19 protein-coding genes are annotated in these 21,864 nt (G+C 65.4%); 6 read left to right on the forward strand and 13 right to left on the reverse strand.

Annotation, left to right across the window (positions count from 1 at the left end; genetic code table 11):
- Positions 1 to 131: 131 nt before the first annotated feature.
- From BMI01S_RS05890 to eat, 4 genes are all read right to left on the reverse strand, one after another.
- Positions 132 to 1,166, reverse strand: coding sequence for a helix-turn-helix domain-containing protein (locus BMI01S_RS05890; protein WP_028211303.1), 1,035 nt, complete (start codon positions 1,164 to 1,166; stop codon positions 132 to 134).
- A 229-nt stretch (positions 1,167 to 1,395) separates the two neighbouring features.
- Complete coding sequence (gene eutC, locus BMI01S_RS05895; RefSeq protein ID WP_028211302.1) at positions 1,396 to 2,187, reverse strand: ethanolamine ammonia-lyase subunit EutC; 792 nt, start codon at positions 2,185 to 2,187, stop codon at positions 1,396 to 1,398.
- Positions 2,184 to 3,581, reverse strand: a complete 1,398-nt coding sequence (locus BMI01S_RS05900) for an ethanolamine ammonia-lyase subunit EutB (protein ID WP_028230222.1) — start codon at positions 3,579 to 3,581, stop codon at positions 2,184 to 2,186. The genes eutC and BMI01S_RS05900 overlap by 4 nt, the downstream gene beginning before the upstream one ends.
- 27 nt (positions 3,582 to 3,608) lie before the next feature.
- A complete protein-coding gene (gene eat, locus BMI01S_RS05905; RefSeq protein WP_036044331.1) occupies positions 3,609 to 5,042 on the reverse strand; it encodes an ethanolamine permease in 1,434 nt (477 codons plus the stop codon).
- Positions 5,043 to 5,301: 259 nt separating this feature from the next.
- Here eat and glgX point away from each other — a divergent pair, with 259 nt between their 5' ends.
- Positions 5,302 to 7,479, forward strand: coding sequence for a glycogen debranching protein GlgX (gene glgX, locus BMI01S_RS05910; RefSeq protein ID WP_028211299.1), 2,178 nt, complete (start codon positions 5,302 to 5,304; stop codon positions 7,477 to 7,479).
- A gap of 189 nt (positions 7,480 to 7,668) precedes the next feature.
- Here glgX and BMI01S_RS05915 read toward each other — a convergent pair whose 3' ends face one another.
- The gene (locus tag BMI01S_RS05915) at positions 7,669 to 9,630 is read right to left on the reverse strand and encodes a PAS domain S-box protein (protein WP_042288585.1); all 1,962 of its coding nucleotides are present in this window, start codon (positions 9,628 to 9,630) and stop codon (positions 7,669 to 7,671) included.
- A gap of 553 nt (positions 9,631 to 10,183) precedes the next feature.
- On the opposite strand from BMI01S_RS05915, the gene BMI01S_RS05920 reads away from it, so the two are divergent.
- The 3 genes from BMI01S_RS05920 (at position 10,184) to BMI01S_RS05930 (ending at position 13,505) form a co-directional block, all read left to right on the forward strand.
- Positions 10,184 to 10,642: a PRC-barrel domain-containing protein gene (locus tag BMI01S_RS05920; protein ID WP_244145290.1), complete on the forward strand. Its 459-nt coding sequence runs from the start codon at positions 10,184 to 10,186 to the stop codon at positions 10,640 to 10,642.
- 744 nt (positions 10,643 to 11,386) lie between these two features.
- Positions 11,387 to 11,656: a hypothetical protein gene (locus tag BMI01S_RS05925; protein ID WP_028211298.1), complete on the forward strand. Its 270-nt coding sequence runs from the start codon at positions 11,387 to 11,389 to the stop codon at positions 11,654 to 11,656.
- Between the two features lie 301 nt (positions 11,657 to 11,957).
- The gene (locus BMI01S_RS05930) at positions 11,958 to 13,505 is read left to right on the forward strand and encodes a methyl-accepting chemotaxis protein (protein WP_028230220.1); all 1,548 of its coding nucleotides are present in this window, start codon (positions 11,958 to 11,960) and stop codon (positions 13,503 to 13,505) included.
- A gap of 99 nt (positions 13,506 to 13,604) precedes the next feature.
- Here BMI01S_RS05930 and BMI01S_RS42390 read toward each other — a convergent pair whose 3' ends face one another.
- The 3 genes from BMI01S_RS42390 to BMI01S_RS05945 all read right to left on the reverse strand — a co-directional run bounded on the left by BMI01S_RS42390 (position 13,605) and on the right by BMI01S_RS05945 (position 16,041).
- Entirely contained in the window at positions 13,605 to 13,955 is a 351-nt protein-coding gene (locus tag BMI01S_RS42390; protein WP_063619581.1) for a hypothetical protein, read from the reverse strand.
- Positions 13,956 to 14,114: 159 nt separating this feature from the next.
- On the reverse strand, positions 14,115 to 15,140 hold the full coding sequence (locus tag BMI01S_RS05940; RefSeq protein ID WP_028211296.1) for an AraC-like ligand-binding domain-containing protein: 1,026 nt from the start codon (positions 15,138 to 15,140) through the stop codon (positions 14,115 to 14,117).
- Positions 15,141 to 15,285: 145 nt separating this feature from the next.
- Entirely contained in the window at positions 15,286 to 16,041 is a 756-nt protein-coding gene (locus BMI01S_RS05945; RefSeq protein WP_028211295.1) for a DeoR/GlpR family DNA-binding transcription regulator, read from the reverse strand.
- Positions 16,042 to 16,131: 90 nt separating this feature from the next.
- Here BMI01S_RS05945 and BMI01S_RS05950 point away from each other — a divergent pair, with 90 nt between their 5' ends.
- On the forward strand, positions 16,132 to 16,719 hold the full coding sequence (locus BMI01S_RS05950) for an NUDIX domain-containing protein (RefSeq protein ID WP_028230219.1): 588 nt from the start codon (positions 16,132 to 16,134) through the stop codon (positions 16,717 to 16,719).
- Between the two features lie 45 nt (positions 16,720 to 16,764).
- The gene (locus BMI01S_RS05955) at positions 16,765 to 17,061 is read left to right on the forward strand and encodes a YciI family protein (RefSeq protein ID WP_028230218.1); all 297 of its coding nucleotides are present in this window, start codon (positions 16,765 to 16,767) and stop codon (positions 17,059 to 17,061) included.
- Positions 17,062 to 17,079: 18 nt separating this feature from the next.
- On the opposite strand, the gene BMI01S_RS05960 is transcribed toward BMI01S_RS05955, so the two are convergent.
- The 5 genes from BMI01S_RS05960 to BMI01S_RS05980 form a co-directional block, all read right to left on the reverse strand.
- Positions 17,080 to 17,883, reverse strand: a complete 804-nt coding sequence (locus tag BMI01S_RS05960; protein WP_028230217.1) for an FRG domain-containing protein — start codon at positions 17,881 to 17,883, stop codon at positions 17,080 to 17,082.
- Between the two features lie 154 nt (positions 17,884 to 18,037).
- Positions 18,038 to 18,541, reverse strand: a complete 504-nt coding sequence (locus tag BMI01S_RS05965; protein WP_051381306.1) for a pyridoxamine 5'-phosphate oxidase family protein — start codon at positions 18,539 to 18,541, stop codon at positions 18,038 to 18,040.
- An 84-nt stretch (positions 18,542 to 18,625) separates the two neighbouring features.
- Positions 18,626 to 19,477 carry a carbohydrate ABC transporter permease gene (locus BMI01S_RS05970; protein WP_028230215.1) on the reverse strand — a complete coding sequence of 284 codons (852 nt, stop codon included), beginning with the start codon at positions 19,475 to 19,477 and terminating at the stop codon, positions 18,626 to 18,628.
- A gap of 21 nt (positions 19,478 to 19,498) precedes the next feature.
- Entirely contained in the window at positions 19,499 to 20,461 is a 963-nt protein-coding gene (locus BMI01S_RS05975) for a carbohydrate ABC transporter permease (RefSeq protein WP_028230214.1), read from the reverse strand.
- A 131-nt stretch (positions 20,462 to 20,592) separates the two neighbouring features.
- Positions 20,593 to 21,855 (reverse strand): ABC transporter substrate-binding protein, encoded by a 1,263-nt coding sequence (locus BMI01S_RS05980; protein ID WP_028211289.1) that lies wholly within the window; start codon positions 21,853 to 21,855, stop codon positions 20,593 to 20,595.
- Positions 21,856 to 21,864 lie beyond the last annotated feature (9 nt).

The raw sequence follows: 21,864 nt of genomic DNA on the forward strand, positions 1-21,864 counted from the left end.
GGTGCAGCGTGCGGACGAAATTGTGTACGGGGACCAATGAGTTGTCGTGCGGGGACGACACCAGGGAGGCGAATCGGTCGCCAGTTGCTTGTGATAGATGTGACGATTAATCGGGCAGGCTGCGCGCCGGATCAGCACCCGTCCGCACCGCGCAGCGCCTCGGAAGGCCGCATGCCGAACATGCGCCGGTAGTCGCTGGCGAACTGGCTCAGATGCCAGAAGCCCCAGGCGGCTGCGACGTCCTGCACCGAACCCGCTACCCGTCCGCACAGGTCGCGCCGCGCGCCGTTCAGGCGCAGCACGCGCAAATAAGCGGCGGGCGCCATGCCGAGCACGTCCTGAAAGCAATACTGGAGCGTGCGGCGGCTCACGTGGAGTTGCTCGCACAGCTCGGGCACGCCGACCGGCCGCGCGCGATGGGCGAGCACGTAGTCGCGCGCCTGTGCCACGATCCAGCGGCGGCGCGACGGGGATTCGACCACCGGCTCACCGCTGCACGCGCAGACGTCGAACAATGCGGCGAGCACTTCGGCCTGCACCTCGTTGCGCTCCATATCCGAAAGCGGGCCGTTCGGCGCGTGGGGATGTGAATTGGCGCCGTCGTCGTCCAGATATCTGCCAAGGAGCGCGCAGAGGCCCTGCAGCCTCGCCGCTCCCGCCTGCACGATGGGCGCGCGCGGCAGACGCGCTTCGAGCGGCACGCGCTCGACGCAAGCCGCATAGTGGCGCAGCGCATCGGCGCGCACGACCACGCCGTAGATCGAGAATTGCGCCGGCGTGAGCAGTTCGAACTCGACGTTGCCGGGACGCAGCGCGAACGAATCTGCCGCGATGGGCTGCGCGTCGATACGCGCGTGGCCTTCGCGCGCGACGGGTATGCCGAACCAGTAAGCGTCGCCGCGCACCTCGCACCCCTGGCGCAACGTGTGGCTCGTGGTCTCGCGAAACACCTTCATGGTGTCGAGCGGCAACTCCGTGAGCGTGCCGACAAAGCGGCCCGCCGCGAGCTGATCGTAGGTCTGCCGCCAGCCCACGAGATTGCGCGCCTGTTCGTCCGCGTCGTGCGCGACGCTCACCACGGGCCGGCCAGCAGGAGCGGCGGCGCCCTGGGCGTTGCGTTGGGTGTCCTCGGCTGTGGCTTCAGTCCGCTCAGCGATTGCGTTCATTGTGTTGTCTCCCAGCACACGCCTGCTCAATCGAATATCGAATGATGCAAGAGCCGCACCAGCCCGAACAGCCTGCGGAACGGCCAGTTGTGGGCGCCGCGCCGCTCCATGGCGGCGCAACGGGCTATCGCAGTCATGATCGATCGCGTTGCGCACGCGGAGCGACGCACCACGGTGGTGCACCGCGTGCCGAGCGTGGACGACGGCGATGCCTGCCGCATGACGTGGCTCACGCCGACGCGATAGGCGTGCCGCCGCTCCCGGGCAACGTGGCGTCGCTATCGTCCTTGAGGCCGACGCCAGTCAGGCAGAGCCGCCGCGCATGCGTGAGCAGGTAATGGAGCTTGTGCGCGGCCGACTCATAGGGCAGGCCTTCAGGCCGCACGTTCGAGATGCAATTGCGCTGCGCATCATGGCAGCCCACCTTGGGCGCGTAGGTGAGATAGACCCCCAGGCTATCGGGCGAACTGAGCCCCGGTCGCTCGCCGATCAGCATCGCCACCAGTTTCGCGCCCAGCAGTTCGCCGATCTCGTCGCCAAGCGCCACGCGAGCCTGGCGTGCGACGACCACGGGGCCGATGCGCCAGTCCGCAAGACGCTCGCGCACGGCGAGCAGGAGCGGCACGGCCTGTTTTGCGGCGGCGAACGCCGAAAGCCCGTCGCCGATCACGAACACGACTTCGGGCGATTCGCCGCCCGGCAACGCCGCCGCGGCTTCGCCCAGCGCAGCGCGGCTCGCCTCCGACAAGCGCCGCCCCAGGTCCGGCCTGCGCAAATAATGCTGCCGGTCAGGCGCCGCGCTTTCCACGCCCAGCGTGGCGAAGCCCTCGGCTTCGAGCGTACGTCGCAGGGCTTCGGCGTCGAGCGGGTGATGCACGGCGTCGCGCGCCTGCGCGTGCGAGAGATTGAAGGCAAGAAGCGGCGCGGTGGGCAGGCCGTTGCCCGCGCGCCCGAGCGCAATGCGCGCGTTCGTGAACGCCTTGAGCCCGCCCCACGGGTTCTTTTCGACGGCGTCGCTCATGCGTCGATCCCCATCCATTCGTGCGCGCCCGCGAGCAGCGGCACACGCGGCGAGCCCGGCAACAGTGCGCCTTTCGCATCGACGATGCCCATCGTCTCCAGCCACTCCTCGAACTCCGGCGCGCGGCGCAGGCCCAGCAGGTCGCGCACGTAGAGCGCGTCGTGAAACGAGGTGCTCTGATAGTTGAGCATCACGTCGTCGGCGCCCGGAATGCCCATGATGAAATTGATGCCTGCCGCGCCCAGCAACGTGAGCAGCGTGTCCATGTCGTCCTGGTCGGCTTCAGCGTGATTCGTGTAGCAGATGTCGCAACCCATCGGCACGCCCAGCAGCTTGCCGCAGAAGTGGTCTTCGAGACCCGCGCGGATGATCTGCTTCCCATCGTACAAGTACTCGGGGCCGATGAAGCCCACCACGGTATTGACGAGAAACGGCTCGAACTTGCGCGCGACCGCATAGGCGCGCACTTCGCACGTTTGCTGGTCCACGCCGTGGTGCGCGTTCGCCGAGAGCGCGCTGCCCTGCCCCGTCTCGAAGTACATGAGGTTATCGCCGACCGTGCCGCGCCTGAGCGAAAGCGCCGCCTCGCGCGCTTCCTTCAGAAGCGCCAGCGAAATACCGAAGCTCGCGTTCGCTTTCTGAGTGCCCGCAATCGACTGGAAGACGAGATCGACGGGCGCGCCTTTTTCGATTGCCGCGATCGTGCTGGTGACGTGCGTGAGCACGCAGGACTGCGTGGGCACGCGGTAGCGCTCGCGGAAACCGTCGATCATCGTCAGCAGCTTCACGATGGCCGCAAGGCTGTCCGTCGCCGGATTGATACCGATCATCGCGTCGCCGCAGCCGTACATCAGGCCGTCGAGCATCGAGGCGGCGATGCCCTTCACGTCGTCGGTGGGATGGTTCGGCTGCAAGCGCACGGACATGCGGCCGGGCAGCCCCACGGTGTTGCGAAAGCGCGTGACCACGGGGCGCTTTCTCGCGACGGCGATCAGGTCCTGGTTGCGCATGAGCTTCGACACCGCCGCGACCATCTCGGGCGTGAGCCCCGGGGCCAGGCGTTCGAGCGCTTCGGTGCTCGCCGCGCCCGACAGCAGCCAGTCGCGAAAGTCGCCCACCGTGAGGTGCGCGACGGCCGAGAACGCCGCCGCGTCGTGATCGTCCACGATGAGCCGCGTGACCTCGTCGTCCTCGTAGGGAATCAGCGCTTCGTCGATAAACGCCTTGAGGGGCACGGCGGCCAGCGCCATTTTCGCGGCCACGCGCTCCTCCTCGCTCGCCGCCGCCACGCCCGCCAGCTGGTCGCCGGAGCGCAGCGGGCTCGCCTTCGCGAGCAGCGTCTTGAGGTCCGCGAAGCGGTAGGTGCGCGCGCCGATCGTCTCCGTAAAGCTCATGCATTGGACTCCTGCAAATCCTGCCAGTCACTCTTCGAGCAGCGCCTCGCCCGGCATGGCGTCGCGCTGGGCGCGCGTGGCGAGGAAATAGCCGTAGCCGAGCGCGAGGAACACGACGAACACGCCCGCGACGAGCCCATTGAAATACACCATCGTCGCAAGGCAAACCAGCGCCGCCACGAGCGCAAACGCCGGGAAATACGGGTACAGGGGGGCGCGGAACGGCCGCTCCATGGCCGGCTGCACGCGGCGCAGCTTGAAGAGCGCCGCCATGCTGACAATGTACATCACGATCGCGCCGAATACCGACATCGTGACGATGTTGGCCGTGAGCGTCTGGCCGCCGAACTGGATCAGCTCGTCGCTGTAGATCGCGGCGATGCCCACCACGCCGCCCGCGAGAATCGCGCGATACGGCGTCTTGAAGCGCGGGTGGATCTTCGCGAGCCATGCGGGCAGATAGCCTTCGCGAGCCAGCGCGAAGATCTGCCGCGAGTAGCCGAGGATGATGCCGTGAAACGAGGCAACGAGACCGAAGAGGCCCAGCCACACCAGCATGTGCATCCAGCCGCTATGCTCGCCCACGATGAATTTCATGGCCTGCGGAAGCGGGTCGTTGATATTGGCGAGTTTGGTCCAGTCGCCCGCACCGCCAGCGAACACCATCACGCCCACGGCCAGCGCGACGAGCGTGAGAATGCCGGCCACATAGGCGATGGGAATCGAGCGGCGCGGGTTCTTCGCTTCCTCGGCGGCCATGGCGACGCCCTCGATCGCAAGGAAGAACCAGATGGCGAACGGAATGGCGGCGAACATGCCATGAAACGAGCCGAGCGAAAAGTGATCGTTGCCCGACCAGCCGCCCTTCAGGAAATGGCTCCATGCGAAGCCCGGCGACACCACGCCCATGAACACGAGCAGTTCGAAAATGGCCAGCAGCGTGACGATCAGCTCGAAGGTCGCGGCGATCTGCACGCCGACGATATTGAGCGCCATGAACACGAGATACGCGCCCATGGCCGCATGTTTGGGCTCGAGGCCGGGAAACTGGACGTGCAGGTAGGCGCCGATCGCGAGCGCGATGGCGGGCGGCGCGAACACGAACTCGACCAGCGTGGCTGCGCCAGCGAGATAGCCGCCCGTGGGCCCGAACGCGCGGCGCGCGTAGGCAAACGGACCGCCCGCGTGAGGAATGGAAGTGGTGAGTTCGGTGAAGCTGAAGATGAAGGTCGTGTACATCGCCGCGACGAAAAGCGCGGTGACGACGAAGCCGAGTGTGCCGGCGCTGGCCCACCCATAGCTCCAGCCAAAATATTCGCCGGAAATCACGAGGCCGACTGCGATGCCCCATAACTGCCATGTGCCGAGCGTTTGATTGAGCGCCGGCGCGGCCGACTGGCCTGCTGCCCTGGCGATTGAATTCTTGGCCGCCGCGGCATGTGCGTTCGACTCGCGTTGCATCGTTCCCCCTGGATGAACCGGGCGGCCGGCCACTGGCCACCTCCGGTGAGTGGAACCATGCTATTGGGTCATTAATCGGTGCGTTATCGAAAATCGGCAAACCTTGAATGCGGTGCAGCAAGGGCTGGGGCGTATGCTACGTTGTTGCGCCCGTGACGCTCGCGGTATCGGGAACGCGCGGGAACGCTGCTTGCTTGATGTAAGCCCCCGCGCAACCGCAATGCACACGCGCGCCACCGCGCCCGAAATTTACGAGCCCATGACGAAGAAAACCGCCACCCGCATCGTAGAAGGACAGCCTTTTCCGCTTGGCGCCACCTGGAACGGCCGCGGCGTCAACTTCGCGCTCTTCTCCGCGAACGCATCGAAAGTCGAACTGTGCCTCTTCGACAAAACAGGGCGGCGCGAACTCGAACGCATCGCGCTGCCCGAATACACCGACGAGGTATGGCACGTGTACCTCCCGGACCTCGAACCGGGCGCGATCTACGGGTATCGCGTGCATGGGCCCTACGAGCCGCACGCCGGCCATCGCTTCAATCCACACAAGCTGCTGCTCGACCCTTATGCGAAGGCGCACGTGGGCACGCTGCGCTGGCACCCGGCCGTGTTCGGCTACACGATCGGCAGCCCGGATGCCGACCTCTCGTTCGACACACGCGACAGCGCGCGCTACGTGCCGCGCTGCCGCGTGGTCGATCAGGGCTTCACCTGGCATCACCCGCTGCGCGAGCGCGTGCCGCGAGAGCGCACCATTCTCTACGAAACGCATGTGCGCGGCTACACGATCCGCCACCCCGAGGTGTCGCACGAGGAGCGCGGCACGTTCGCGGGCCTTGCGCAAACGCCGGTGCTGGAATACATCCGCGGGCTCGGCGTCACGACCGTCGAACTGATGCCGGTGCATACCTTCGTGAACGATTCGCATCTGCTCGAACGGGGCCTCACGAACTACTGGGGCTACAACACGATCGGCTTCTTCGCGCCGGACCCGCGCTATTCGGTGGGCGCGTACGGCTCGATCGACGAATTCAAGAACATGGTGGACCGCTTCCACCAGGCCGGGCTCGAAGTGATACTCGACGTCGTCTACAATCACACGGCCGAGGGCAGTGAGCTGGGCCCGACGCTCTCGTTTCGCGGCATCGACAATGCTTCGTACTACAGATTGCCAGACGAAAGGCGCTACTACATCAACGACACGGGCACCGGCAACACGCTCAATCTCTCGCACCCGCGCGTGCTGCAGATGGTCACCGACAGCCTGCGCTACTGGGTGCTCGAAATGGGCGTGGATGGCTTTCGCTTCGACCTCGCGACGATCCTCGGCCGCGAGCCCTACGGCTTCGACGAGGGCGGCGGCTTTCTCGACAGCTGCCGCCAGGACCCGATACTCGCAAGCGTGAAGCTGATTGCCGAGCCATGGGACTGCGGCCCGGGCGGCTACCAGGTGGGCCGCTTTCCGCCAGGATGGGCCGAATGGAACGACCGCTTTCGCGACACCACGCGCGCCTGGTGGAAAGGCGACGAAGGCAAGGCAGCCGACCTCGCCACGCGCCTGTGCGCCTCGGGCGACAGTTTCAACCGGCGCGGACGCCGGCCGTGGGCGAGCGTGAACTTCGTCACCGCGCACGATGGCTTCACGCTGAACGACCTCGTTTCGTACAACGAGCGCCACAACGAAGCCAACGGCGAAGACAACCGCGACGGCCACGGCGACAACCTTTCGTGGAATTGCGGTGCGGAAGGCCCGACCGACGACCCCGAAATCCGCGCGCTGCGCGAGCGCCAGAAGCGTAACTTCCTCGCGACGCTGCTGCTCTCGCAAGGTACGCCGATGCTGCTCGCCGGCGACGAGTTCGGCCGCACGCAGTTGGGCAACAACAACGCGTACTGTCAGGACAACGAGGTGAGCTGGGTGGACTGGGCGGGCATCGACGACGCCGGCCGCGCGCTCGCCGACTTCGTGCGCAAGCTCACGGCTCTGCGCCATGCGCTGCCGGTATTGCGGCGCAACCGCTTTCTCATCGGCGAGCACAACGCCACGCTCGACGTGACCGACGTCGAATGGCTCTCTCCCGCGGGCGTGCCGCTCGAGACCGGGCAATGGGACGATCCCGCGATGCGTTGCTTCGGCATGCTGATCGATGGGCGCTCGCAAACGAGCGGCATCATGCGTCTCGCTTCGGACGCGACCATGCTCATCGTGCTCAACGCGTATCACGACGTGGTGGAATTCACGCTGCCTTCCGTGCCCGGCCACGATCAGTGGAGCTGCCTCATCGATACGAACATGCCCGTGCGCGACGAGTTGCCCGAATTCGAAGCGGGTGACATGTACCAGGTGACGGGCCGTTCGCTGCTGCTGTTCGCTCTCCAGGCGCGCGGCGCGACGCAGCGCGTGTTTCAGCGGCTCGAAGAAAATCTCACGGGATGAGCATTGCCCAACTGGACTGCGGACTGGCGGCATCGTCGCCGGTCCGTTGCGCAGCGCGTGGCGGGGTAGGCGGTTAGTTGCACAACCTGGGAGGGATCAACGATCCTTACCGCGATATCGCTGCCCCCTTGCCGCCCGCTTAGCGCTAGCGGCAATCCGATTGGTCACATAAAAACGCCGCGTGCGACGTCACGCCCCCACTCGCGCGATCACCTTCGCGTTCGCCGCCATCCGCCAGGTATTGCGCCCCGCGCGTTTCGCCTCGTACATCGCGGCATCGGCAAGACACAGCGCGTCGTCGGCCCGCGTCCGGGGCTCGGTCTGGGTCTCTGCCTGGGCTTCCGCCTGGACTTCTGTCCTTTCCTCGGCCTCGGCCGCCAGCACCGCGCTGGCGGCGTCCACGACGCCCGCCGCCCCTCCGGCGCCGGTCAGCACCACACCGACGCTCGCGCTGGTCTCGATCACGCGCCCCCCGACGACGAACGCCTTGGACACTTCGCGGCAAATGGCCGCCGCGATGCGTTCGCCGGTGCGTGCGTCCATCACGCCTCGGCTCGCCACGACGAACTCATCGCCACCCAGGCGGCTCACCACGTCGCCCGAGCGCACCGTCGCGACGAGCCTGCGCCCGATCTCCTTGAGCAAGCTGTCGCCCACGTCGTGGCCGTAGCGGTCGTTGACCGCCTTGAAGCCGTCCATATCCATGAAAAAGAGCGCGAACGGCTCACCGCTCGCGCGCAACTCGCGCAGCGCGTCCTGCAGCGCGCGCCGGTTCGCGAGCCCGGTGAGCGGGTCGACCAGCGCCCGCTCGCGCAGGCGCCGCTCGGTGCGGTGCTGCTCGGTGACGTCATGCGCCATGACGTAGAAACCCGTCACCTGGCCGTCGCGCCGCACCGGAATGTAGGTGACCGACCACACCTGGTCGACGTCGGCCCGATACCGCACCTCGTCGCAAGTCACGCGTTCGCCGCTCAGTGCGCGCGCGAAGAATGGCTGCAACCGCTCGAACACGTCGGGGGGCAGCGTCTCGCTCAGGCTGCGCCCGCGCAATGCGGCGGGGTCCGTATCGAACACGCGCCTGTACGTCTCGTTGTTGAACTGGTAGCGGAGATCGCGATCGACCACGGCAACCAGCGCGGGCAGATTGTCGGTGATGATCTGCAGCGCGTCGCGGCTGCGCCGCAGTTCCGCCGTGCGTTCGCGCACGCGCACTTCGAGTTCGATGTGATAGTTGCGCAGCGCCTCCTCGCTCTTCTTGCGGCTCGTGATGTCCTGCACCGCCGCGATGAAATGCAGCGGGGTGCCCGACACGTCGCGCACGAGCGACACCGCGAGGTTGACCCACACTGTCCGGCCGTCGGGCCGCAGGTAGCGCTTTTCCATCGCATACGTGGCCTGGCGGCCCGCGAGCAGTTCGGCCACCTGAACGAGATCGGCGGCGACATCGGCCGGGTGCGTGATCGAGGCGAAGGTGCGCCGGCGCAGCTCGATCTCCTCGTAGCCGATGATTTCCGTGAACTTCTGGTTCACGTCGAGAAAGCGGCCGTCGAGATCGACCACGGCCTTGCCGATCGGCGTTTGCTCGAACACGGTCCGAAAGCGCGCCTCGCTGATGGCAAGCGAGCGGCGATCGCGTTCGTGGGCCGTGCGTGAGCGGACCAGTTGCTGACGCAACTCCAGCTCGCGCTCGACGAGCTGCGCGAAGTCTGCCAGCATGGCGGCCTCGCGCGCGTCGAAGCTACGCGGCATCGAGTCGATGAGACACAGCGTGCCGACCACCTGGGCATCGGGCAGGCGCAGCGGCGAGCCCGCGTAGAAGCGGATGTTCGGTGCGCACGTGACGAGCGGATTGTCGAAAAAGCGCTCGTCTTCGAGCGCGTCCTCGACCACGAGCATGCGCTTGCTCAGGACGGCGTGGGCGCAGAACGACACGCTGCGCGGCGTTTCGCAGGCGGCCAGTCCGTAATGGGACTTGAACCACTGGCGGTCTTCGTCCACGAGCGAGATCAGCACGATCGGCACGCCGAACGCAAAGGCAGCGAGCCGCGAGATGCGGTCGAAGGCGTCTTCGGGGTCGGTATCGAGTATGTCGAGTTGCCGGAGCGCCCGAAGGCGCACGTCCTCGTCCAGAGGAAGCGGAGCTGTGATCATGGTGTAGGCATCGCGAGGGCGGATACGTTGCGTGGCGCTTCCCGCACCGGCGCGCCTCACCGGGGTTTACGGCTGCGCCACGCAAAAACTGAAGTTCGCAGATGTGCCGAGCTGGCGCTGCGCGCAAGGCTTCTGAAACAGGATTTCACGCGAGCCGGAACAACAATTCAATGCACGAACGTTCGGTAAACGATGGGCTTCGCCAATCATCGCCCGTGCCGGCATTTGCGCGCGTGCTGTATGCGCGGCTCTCACGCGCTCCAGGGGGAACGGTCGCGCGCCCAATCGATTCGCGATCCGAACTACATGTTTAGCATTCGGGTGGCATCGGCGTGGCATGCCGAATCCGACGCATCGACGAGCCCTCGCGCTTGAAACAACGCTTCGCCGATGTACGCCGGCACGCATCGGCAATTTGCGGTACGCGGCTTGCTGCATTTGGCCGGAGGCGGCCAGAACCGCTGCGGCATCGCCTTCCGGCTGACATGGGAATCGTCGGGAGTCTGGCCTGACTCAACGCGCTGTTCCCTCCATATTCCATAAGGAGACCATCATGCCCACTTTCACCCCTCCCCCCATGCCGACGCGCAATGGTGCGCGCATCATCGGCAAGGGCCGCGTGAGCGCCGCGGGGCCGGGCCCCGACGTGATGGCGGCCAGCACGCTCGATAGCGACCGCGTACTCAGCTCGGACGGCCAGGAAGTCGGCAGGATCAAGGAAATCATGCTCGACGTGCAGAGCGGCAGGGTGGCCTATGTGGTGATGTCCAGCGGCGGCTTTCTCGGCATCGGGGACAAGCTGCTCGCCATTCCCTGGGGCGCGCTCATGCTCGACACGAGCCGCAAGTGTTTCCTGCTCAATGTGTCGTCCGAGCGCGTGAAGGAAGCGCCCGGTTTCGACCGCGACAGCTGGCCCTCCATGGCCGACGCGAGTTGGGGCAGGACGCTGCACGAGTATTACGGCGCCGAGCCGTACTGGGCAGAGGTCGAACCCGTGACGCCGCGTCACTGACGCGCGTTGCCGCGACCAGCAAGAACGACAGGCTGGCGTTCGGGGCCGGTCGCTGGGCCGGGCGAGCGCCCGGCCTGTGCTTCTCCGTGCTGTGTTCGCGCAGAGCGTAACGTACCGGCCGCGATCCGCCAGTGGCCGAACCGCGTATCCAGGCATCAACACCCATCTTATGATCTGACACCGATTTGAATCTGGATCGCGGACAGTCACGCCTTTGAGCGCCAGCGATGGCGCCGCCCGGCGAAAGGACACTCGACTCACCGCACGCGCAATGGGCAACGCCGTCGCGGCCTCGCGCTCCACGTTAGCTTTCGTGCACGCGCCACGCAGCAGCCGTTACACCAATGCGGCGAACTGAACGCGATATCGCACCCTGCTCGCGCCATTGGCCGTGGCCTGCGAGGCATAGACTGGTTCAGCTGTCAAAAAGGGCAACTGCGGAACACGGGGGCAGTGATGCGGGTGACGAACTGGATACTGGTGCTGGAATGCGCGTATATGGAGTTTTCCAGCTGGCGCGGGAAGAACGTTTACCGTCGCACCGTTGCGTACGATAGCGTCGTTTGGTGCTAGACAACATTGGCCTGCCCGAACCGGCAGCCATCGACGCGAGGACGATCCTCCACTACAGTCGAAGACGTTGATAGCGCCCGGCCAGGGGCGCCCGGCGAGGGGCGCCCGGCGAGGGGCGCTCGCCAGAGAAGCCCGGCTTCCGTCATCGTCACTGGATTCGAGGACTCGTACATGCTGTTTCCCGCAGTCGCCACCATCGCCTTACTGATCGTGGTCTATGTTCACGCGAATATTCCGCGCTTCACGGCCCGAGGCCCCAAGCGGATCGTCGCCCACGCCGTGCTATTGCTCTCCGGTCTCGGCTTCGGCATCGTCAGCGCAATGCTCTCGGGAACGATTGCGCCGCCATGGGCGGTGATCGCCTGCGGCATGGGCCTCGTACACCTGCCGACGCTGTGTGTGCTCGCGCTCAAGCGCTTCGGGCATTCGGGCCGCAGTTGACGCCGACCTCGGCCACCGCGTCGATGAATACTGCCGCGTTGCGCAGGAATCCGAATCATTTTTTCGCTATCACGGCGCGCTGACACTCGGCCAATGCGCCCAAGCCGCCCCGCGATTCCGGGCGTCTTGCCGTTCACGCGTCGCCCCGCATGTCAGGGTAGGCCTCGATTGCGGGACACCCCCGCCCCGCCTTCAGTTCTCTCGCGGCGCGCCGTAAACGTGTTCAGTGCTTTGCCGCGTGGCGCGTAAAGCCCTTCAACTTGTCCTGCAACGTTGCCCCTCGAGTTTCTGGAGCCTTTTCGTGTTTGCACGACTCTCTATCTCTGTCCGTCTGCGCATCGCGGTCGGGATTCTGGCCTTGCTGATCGTGGCAGCCGGCGTCTCCGGCCTTGCGGGCATGTCGCGCACCAATACCGCGCTCGGCTACGCGTATTCGAACCAGCTCGCCGCCGCCATCAACATCGGCAAGGCGAACCTGCATCTCACGATCGCGCGCACGACGCTCGACCGCATCCTCCTGCATCCCGACGCGCCCGATGTACAGCCGTTGCTCGAGAAAGCGCAAAACTATCTCGCCACCTCGAATACCGCATGGGAAGTCTACCGCTCGCTGCCCCACGCCCCGGAGGAACAGGCGCTCGCCGACGGCGTGCAGGCCGCCCTCACCGGCATGCTGGAGCAAGGCATCCAGCCGCTCATGGCCGCGATCAGGCAAGGCGATCGCCAGGGCGAGGACGACATCGCGATGAAGCGCATTCCGCCGCTCTCGGTCGCGCTGACCAAGGCTTCGACTGCGCTCGAAGCATGGCAGAAGGCGCACGGCGAGCAGGCGTTCGACCGCGCGCAGGAGCGCTATTCGTGGCTGCGTGCGGGCAGTATCGCGCTGATCGTGCTCGGCCTCGCGGTGGCGGGTGTGTGCGCCGTGGGCCTGCACCGCGCCATTGCCGCGCCGCTCGATTACGTGCAGGGCGCGCTGCAGCGCATTGCGGGCGGCGACCTCACCGCGCAGCTCCAGGCGCGTTCCAGCGACGAAATGGGCCGCCTGGTGACCAGCCTCAAGGCGATGCAGGATGCGCTCGCGCAAACGGTGCGCAAGGTCACACACAGCTCCGAATCCATCGCCACGGCGACGCGCCAGATTGCCGCCGGCAACGACGACCTTTCGCAGCGCACCGAAGAGCAGGCCGCCTCGCTCGAGCAAACGGCCGCGAGCATGGAGCAGCTCACGGCCACGGTCAAGCAGAACGCCGAGAACGCACGCACCGCGCAGACGCTCGCCAACAGCGCGCAGGAAGTCGCCGATCGCGGCGCGCAGGTCGTGAGCAATGCGGTGCAGACGATGGAACGCATCGACGGCAGCTCGCAGAAAATCGCGGATATCACCGGCATCATCGAGGGCATTGCTTTTCAGACCAACATTCTCGCGCTCAATGCCGCCGTGGAAGCCGCGCGTGCGGGCGAACAAGGCCGCGGCTTCGCCGTGGTCGCGAGCGAAGTGCGCTCGCTCGCGCAGCGCTCCGCCGCTGCCGCGAAAGAGATCAAGACGCTGATTGCGGAATCGGTCGAGCACGTTTCGTCGGGCTCGCAGTACGTGCGCTCGGCGGGCGAGACGATGAAAGAGATCGGCGAGTCGATCGGACGGGTGACGACCATCGTGCGCGAGATCGCAAACGCTTCGGAAGAACAGCGCGACGGCATCGAACAGGTGAATCTCGCCGTTTCGCAGATGGATCAGGTGTCGCAGCAGAACGCCGCACTGGTGGAAGAAGCGGCCGCGGCCGCCATGGCGCTCAGCGAGCAGGCCGATTCGCTGCGCGATGCCGTGGGGGCGTTCCGGCTCGCGCACTGACCGCATTCGAGGCGCCGGCAACCGGCCGCCTCCGTTGGCGCTGACAGCGGGGACACGCCATGAAGGCGGGAAAGCGTGCCCCGCCATGGGCCGCATCCCTCACGCCGACTTTGCGCCTGCCCATACCGGCCATTCATACAGCGTTTCCCTGAGGCCCGCGCGCGTCAACTCACGCGCGAGGCCGGACGTATCGAAGTCACTGGCCTTTTTTGCGCCTGCCGCGCAACCGCGCTTTTCGAGCCGTTCGGCCAGCAGACAGCAAAACGGGTCCAGCGCGGCGGTGCCGTGCGTAACAGCGAACTCTTGAAGCACTTCCTGCACGCCGGCTTCCTGAGTCGCTGCGGAAAGCATGCTGGCGATATGCGACGCGCCGCGAGCGAGTTCGAGCGCATACACCGATTCGTAATAGTAGAGGCCGCCTTGGCGCGCCTTTCTCAGGTTCTTTTTCATGATTTCCCCGTAAGCCTGGATCCGGCATGCGTTTGCATCTTTGCAGGTGACCTGTTACGGGGCAATGAAATGACGTGCGCGACAACGTAATCTGTCGCTATGTCTCAAAAAGTTGTTGTTTTGTCTCACACGTCGATTGCAGGAACCCCGTTACTTGCGCTAACGCATCAACGCCATCCAGTAGCGCCAGTCGTCGCTGGCGGTCTCGCCGCCCTGCGCGGCGCCGTTCATCGCCAGCATGCGCACGGCGCGCGGCGAAAGGCCGATCGAGCGGCGGAACGCGCGTGCGAAGTTCGCGGCGTCGGCGAAACCATAGGTGGCCGCGATGTCGGCAATCGACAGGTTCCGGCGCGCCGGGTCTGCGAGCATTTCTCGGCAGCGCCGCAGGCGCCGCTCGCGCACGTAGGTCGCGAAACCGCCCTCCTGCTCGAAGAGCCGGTAGAGCGTGGCGCGCGAGATGTCGAACGCACGCGCGACCTGCTCCACGCTCAATTGCGGGTCGCTCAGGCGCTTCTCCACATAACGGCAAATCGACACGAATGCACACTGCTGAACCGCAGGCACGTGCTCGGGGCTCACGCTCGCGTTCAGCACGGAGGCGGCAAGCTGAAGCGTGGCGGGCATGACCGCCTGGGCGTTCGCGAGCGTCATCTGCGGGGCGTGGCGATACAGCGCGCCCAAATGCTCGCGCAGCAGTGCGACCGTGGGATCGTTGCCGCGAATGACGCGCATGCTCTGCTGGTCGGGCGCTTTCAGCAGCGGCGCGAGCAAACGCCGCGGCACCGCCAGGTTCAGAAATTCGCTGCGCGTGGTTTGGGTCGCCAGCGGCTGGGCGGCATCCACGATAAACATGTCGCCCGGCTGCGTGCACGATTCAGAACCGCCGTCGCGCACGCGGCAATGGCCGCTTAGGTAGAACTGCAAAACGTATTGATCGTGGCCGTCGCGTCCGATCTTCGCATTCGAGCGATCGTAACGCTGCGCGCCCGTCTGAATCGAACCCAGCACCACGTCGCCGACCAGGTAGCCGCTCACGCTGGTCTCGAAGCCGGCGTCGCGCGAGTCGGCGGTCTGCGTATCGAAAATGACGCTCACCGCGTCGCGCCACGCAGAAAATTGCTGGTCTGGCGGCAAGACACGGGTATCGAATTCGGAATGCGGCAGAGAGTTCTGCGTGTCGCTCATGGGCCACTCCGGTGACGGAAATCCTCGACTCGACAACTACGATATCGGTTGCGTGCGGAAATTCTTTAGGGCGGGCTGCGGCGGAATTTCGCTGGGGCACGCGTTTTGTCCGCAGGCGGCAATGCACGCCGTTCACGACGCGCGTTCATGCACGCACTACCGTCACACCCGCCGCCTCGATCGGCTCGGTCAGCTTCGCGTCCGTCGAGCGCTCGACCACCACGGTCTGCGCCATGCCGATGGGACCGATGCAGTACGGCGACGCCGCGTTGAGCTTGGCGGCCGAGGCCAGCACGACCGTTTCCGCGGCACGCGCCGCGAGCGCACGTTTCACATAGGATTCCTCGAAGTCGCCGGTGCTGAGCCCTGCTTGTGCATGCACGCCGGTCACGCCCATGAAGTAAAGGTCCGCGTGGATATGCGCGATCGCCTCCACGGCCGCCGCGCCGACCGTGACCACCGAATGCTTGTACAGCTTGCCGCCGATCAGCACGACCTCGATGGCCGGATGTTCGGCCAGCGCGACCGCGATGCCGGGGCTATGCGTCACGATGGTCGCCTGCAAATCGGCGGGCAGGCACTCGACCAGAAGCGCAGAAGTCGTCCCGCCGTCGACGATCACCACTTGCCCCGGCGCGATCATGTCCGCCGCCTTTTGCGCGATGCGCCGCTTGGCAGCCACCTCCATCCCGCGGCGCTGGGCAATGGGCGCCACCGCCGGCGAAGCCGGCAGCGCGCCGCCATGCACGCGCTGAAGCAGGCCTTCCGCAGCGAGTTCCCGCAAATCGCGCCGCACCGTGTCTTCCGAAACGCCGAACGTTGCGCTGAGTTCGCCGGCTAGCACCTGGCCGTCGCGCTTGAGCGCGTCGAGGATGGCTTTCTTTCTCTGGTCTGTGAGCATGGGGCGTGGCGTGGGTGTCTGCACGAATTTTCTTGATTTTGCACGAAAATGCACGATACCATGAATACCGGACGTCGAAGGAGGAACGAAATGACTGCGACCCGAGACCGCGTGCGAATGATCGAAACCGCCGTGCTGTCCGACGACTGGTATGTACTCAGGAAGGTGACGTTCGACTTCCTGCGCAGCAACGGCACGTGGCAACGCCAGAGCCGGGAAACCTACGACCGCGGCAACGGCGCGACCATCCTGCTGCACGACCCGAAAAGCGGCAACGTCGTGCTCACGCGGCAATTTCGCATGCCGACGTTCGTCAACGGACACGACGGCATGATGATCGAGACGCCGGGCGGCCTGCTCGACGACGCCGCGCCCGACGAGCGCATTCGCGCGGAAGTCGAGGAAGAGACCGGCTATCGCGTGCGCAAGTTGCGCAAGGTGTTCGAGGCGTATATGAGCCCGGGCTCCGTGACGGAAAAGCTGTACTTCTACCTGGGCGAATACGATCCCGCCGAGCGGCCCGGCGCGGGCGGCGGCGTGGAGGAAGAAGGCGAGGATCTGGAAGTGGTGGAAGTGCCGCTCGACGAAGCGCTGAGCATGATCGAGCGCGGCGAGATCGTGGACGGCAAGACGATCATGCTACTCCAGCATGCGGCGCTTTCCGGCTTCGCGCGGTAACATGGAGCCCTTTGCCCGGTTTGACTTCCTCACCTCGAAACGCTCATGTACATCGTCTCGCTGACCTATACGGCTACGCTCGAACGCATCGACGACGCCCTGCCCGCTCATCGCGCGTATCTCGACGCGCAGTTCGAAGCCGGCAACTTCATCGCCGCCGGCCCGAAAATGCCGCGTGACGGCGGCATCATCATCGCCTCGCACATGCCGCGCGAGCGGCTCGACGCGCTGCTCGCCGCCGATCCCTTCGCGCAGCAAGGGCTCGCCACCTATGCGGTTACGGAATTCAAGGCGACGCGGCTCGCGCCCGGCCTCAATCTGCCTCGCGCCGAAACGCCATAAAACGCCGATGCGGGCTGCTCAGTTCGATGAGCCCGCAACCGGCGCCATCATGCCCGACCACACGATTTCCAGTTCCACGGCGATGGATCGCGCAAGCCCGTCGAGCCCAGGAAACAGCGACGCATTCGTGATGTTCATGCGATAGAGCCACTTCATCGCATCCATGCGGATGCGCGCGGGCAGCACGATTTTGTGCAGCAGTTCCTCGTGGCTCTCGTAGCCTTCGAGAATCGCCTGCAGAGGCTTGTCGATCACGCCCGGCACGACGAAGGTGCCCGATTGCGCGACGAGACGGTCGTCCATCTCCGTAGGCTCACCCGACCAGAGAATTTCGTTCGTGTTGCTAAAGAAGTAGCGTTCGAAGTTGTCGTGCACACGCGGGTCGATCACGTCGCGCGTGAGCGTGGGATTGTGCTTCGGCAGCGCGCGATTGTTCCAGAGCGCGGGCGTGTTCAGTGCGTAGACGGCGGCGTCGCCGGTTGCGCGCTCCAGCGCGAAAAAGGCCGCGACGAACGGGCTCTTGGTGAAATCGAGCAGCCGCGTGGGGGCGCCATGGTGCTGCATGAGCGCGAGACAGCGCACGTCGTCCTTGAGCAGTTCCGGATGCGCGAGAAAGTTGTGCGCCTTGCGGCGAAATACGCGAATGGCGCGCTCCTCGCGCTGCCGCCACTGCAGCCGGTCGCCCACGTAGTCGCGCATATAGCGCGTGAGCGAGCTTTCGAGGTGCCACTGCGCGTTCAGCTGGCCGCGAAAGGCCCAGCCGTCCAGCTGCGTCGTCAGCGCCATGAACTGCTGCCAGTCTGTGAGTACCGTGGTCTGCATCGTCGTTGCGTTTGAGTTGACGTGGGCGTTTGCGGTTGGCGCCCGCTTCGCGCGAGGCTCCCGGTGTAGGGGGCCGCACCAGGCGCGCGCCCAAACACGCTAGCACATCGACGATGACAACATCACGAAGGCTTTCAGCGGCCTTGCTGCCAACTCACGCGAGCGCGCGCAGCATTGCGATCTGCTCGCGCCAGCGCGCCAGCACGCGCTCGGGCTCGTAGAGCCGGAACGTCACGCCGCTCAGCACTTCGGCATACTTCGCGCGATGCTCGGTGACGGATTCGATTTCCACGCGAAACACGCTCAGTTCGGGCGCCGTCTGCGGCTGCGACACCGCATGCGCCCGCGCGCGGATTTCCAGCAGCGCGCCGTCATGCGCGAGCGAGAGCGTGAGGCGGCCGTCGCGCGCGAGGTTGCGGGTGGTGTTCGACTGCGGCCAGACCGCGATGAGCAGCGTAGCGGCGTTCACGGCCAGGATTTCGCCCGCGCTCAGTTGCGCGGCGTGCGGCCAGCCGTCCTCGCTCACGGTCGAAAGACGGACCGCAGCGGTCGTGCGCGCTTCGAGGTGGTCGCCGTCGAATTCGCGCACGATCGCCGCGGGCAGTTGCGCGGCCGAAGCGGAGTGCCCAGGCGCGGGGGCAGATTCATTCTGTTGCATGGGGCGTTCCTTGCGTGCGTCGTTACCGGCTCAGATTGGACCGTAGCGCCGCGCCGAAGTCAAACCGCCCCGCCCGTCGCTCGCTCAGCCCTTGGTCGCGCCGAACGTGAGGCCCGCCACAAAGTGCTTCTGCATCGCGAAGAACATCATCACCGAAGGCAGGGCGGCCAGGACCGAACCCGCGGAGACGAGGTTCCATGCCGTCGTCCACTGCCCCTTGAGCGCGGCCACGCCCACGGTGATCGGTGCGGCGTCGTCGCCCTGGGTCAGGCACAGCGCCCAGAAGTAATCGTTCCACACGAACGTGAACACGAGAATGGCGAGCGCGGCAAGTGCGGGTCGAATGAGCGGCAGCACGATGCGCACGAACACGGTCCACTCGTTCGCGCCCTCGATGCGCGCGGCTTCGACGAGTTCGTACGGCAACTGCTTGATGAAGTTGCGCAGGAACAGCGCGCAAAAACCGGTCTGAAACGAAAGATGAAAGAGGATCAGCCCGCCCACGGTGTTGTAGAGCCCGAGCCTGAGTGTGAGATCGCGCACCGGAATCATCAGCACCTGGATCGGCACGAAGTTGCCTGCGACGAAAGTCGCGAACAGCGCCGCATTGCCCGGAAAGCGGTAGATCGCGAGCGCGTAGCCCGCCAGCGCCGCCAGCGCGATGGCCCCGGCCACGGCGGGCAGCGTGATCTGCACGCTGTTCCAGAAATAATGGAGCATGGGCGAAGTCGTGAGCGCGTCGCGATAGTTTTCGACCATCGCGAAGTGCCTCGGCCAGCCCCAGTAGTTGCCTTCGCTGAGCTCTTCGGTGGAGCGCACCGAGGTCACCAGCACGGCAATGAGCGGCAGCAGCCAGATCACCAGCGCCACCGGCAGCGAGAGCTTGTACAGGCGGCGCGGCGCGGGCTTCCATTTGTCGATCGGAATCGGGAACATAGGCGGCTCCTCGTAGCGGGTTCAGTGCTCGCTGCGCAACAGGCGGCGCAGGTGATAGACGATATAGAGCAGCATGATCGCGAACAGCACGACGGCAATCGCGGCGGAATAGCCGAGCCGGTAATACTTGATCGCCTGGTCGTACATGTAGTACGCGAGCACCGTGGAGCTTTCGAACGGGCCGCCGCCCGTCATCACGGAGATGAGGTCGAAGCTGCGCAGCGCGCCGATCACCGTGACCACCACGGCCATGAACGTCACGGGGCGCAGTTGTGGCAGGATCACGTGCCACAGCATGGTCCAGCCCTTCGCGCCTTCCATGCGCGCGGCTTCGATCTGCTCGCTGTTGAGCGTGGTCAGGCCCGTGAGATAGAGGATCATGCAGTACGCGGTTTGCGGCCACAGCGCCGCGAAGATGATGCCGGGCGTGGCATAGCGCGCGTCGCCAAGCACGGGGATGCCGTGCCCCACGATGATCGCGAGCAGGCCGAACGTGGGGTCGTAGAACCACGAATAGATGAGGCCGACCACCACGCCGGAAAGCACGAACGGCGCGAAAAACAGCGACTTCACGATGCGGATGCCGCCCACGGCCTGGTTCAGGTACAGCGCGATCGCAAGACCCATTGGCGGCGCGAGCAGGAACAGCACGAGCCAGATCACGTTGTTCTTGAGCGCCGTGTAGAACGTGGGCGACTGGAACAGCTCGATATAGTTCGCAAGGCCGATGAAGCTCGCTTCGCTCATGCCGTCCCAGTTGTAGAGCGAGAGGCGCAGCGTGGAGAGGATCGGCCAGATCACGTAGACCGCGAACATGATGCATGCGGGCGCGAGAAAAAGACACGCGGCGCGGCGCTGGCGGCGCGCCGTGGGCGAGACCCGGCGGCGCGGTTGTATGCCACGTCCGCTTGCGCGCGGTACGGCGCCGCTCGCTTCGCCCGGCGGCGCGGCGCCGTCCACGCGCTGCGCAACGGAGTGAGTCACTGCCTGTCTCACGGCAAAACCTCCTGTCGATCCAGAGTTGGCGCTTCAGCGCTTACTCTGGTCCCATGCAAAGCTTGTCGACTCCACAGCAGGCGGCGCAAGTACGCACCGCCCGCATCCCTTCGAACTGCTTACTTCTTGTAGATGCGCTGACGCGTCTGCTCGAGCTGCGCGAGAATCGCGTCGAGCCTGGTCGGATCGGCCACGAACTGCTGCATGCCCTTCATGCCTTCGTCGGCCATCTCCTTCGTCATGTCGCGATCATAGAACTGCGCGATGCCGCCCTTCGTATTCGAAAGAATCTGGAAACCGATCTTCGAAATCGGATCTTCGGGCTCCGGCGACTTGCTGTTGGCCGAAAGCGAACCGAGTCCCTTCGCGAGTTGCGAGCCGATCTCCGGCGTTTGCGTAAACGCCAGGAACACATGCGCATCGGCCTTGTTCTTCGCCTTCCCCGGAATATGCAGCGATTCGACCGGGCCATCTTCGGCGGTCGGCACGTTCGGATCGATGATCGGGAACTGGAAGTAGCCCATTTGCTGCTTGACCGTCGGGCTGAAACCGCCCGTGATGAAGGTGCCCATCAGCATCATCGCGGCCTTGCCCTGGAACAGGAAGGGCTGGGCAGCATCGAGATCGTAGGACAGCGAATTGGGAATGAAGTCGCCGTCGTCGAGCAGTTGCTTCCACGTGACGTACACCTTCTTCACGCGCGGATCGGTGTAGGGCACTTCGCCCGCCATGAGCTTCTGGTGGAACGCGTTGCCGTTCAGGCGCAAGTCGAGATAGTCGAACCACCCGGCGAGCGTCCATGCGTCGCGCCCCGCGACCGCGATCGGCGTGATGCCCGCGGCCTTGAGCTTCTTGGCAGCGTCGAGGAATTCATTCCACGTCTTGGGCTCGCTCTTGATGCCCGCCTTGTCGAACAGATCCTTGCGATAGAACATGCCCCACGAGTAGTAGACCGTAGGCGCGGCGTACTGCTTGCCCTGGAACGACGAGGCCTCCTTCGTCGAGGCATACATGCTGTCCCAGTTGTTCTTCTTCCAGTCGTCCGAAAGGTCTTCGAACAGGCCGCGCTTGGCGTAGTAGGCCATGCGCTCGCCGTCGTGCCAGTTCACGATGTCGGGCGGCGCGGTCGTGAGCCAGTTCGGCAGCTGCACCTTGTACGCTTCTTCATCGACGAACGACACCTTCACGTCGGTGCCCGGGTGCGCTTTCTTGAACTCGTCGACGACCTGTTCCCAAACGGCGCGCTGGCTCGCGCCCTTGTAGGCGATGTTCATGGTGAGCGTGCCGGCCTGCGCGGCACCCGCGAATGTGCCTGCAAGCGCGCCCGCCGCCAGCATTGCGGCAACGAGCAGGGTCCGTGGTCTGAAGGTCTTGCCGATCATGCGTGTCTC

The sequence above is a fragment of the Paraburkholderia mimosarum LMG 23256 = NBRC 106338 genome (genome assembly GCF_000739815.1).
Classification (GTDB): domain Bacteria; phylum Pseudomonadota; class Gammaproteobacteria; order Burkholderiales; family Burkholderiaceae; genus Paraburkholderia; species Paraburkholderia mimosarum.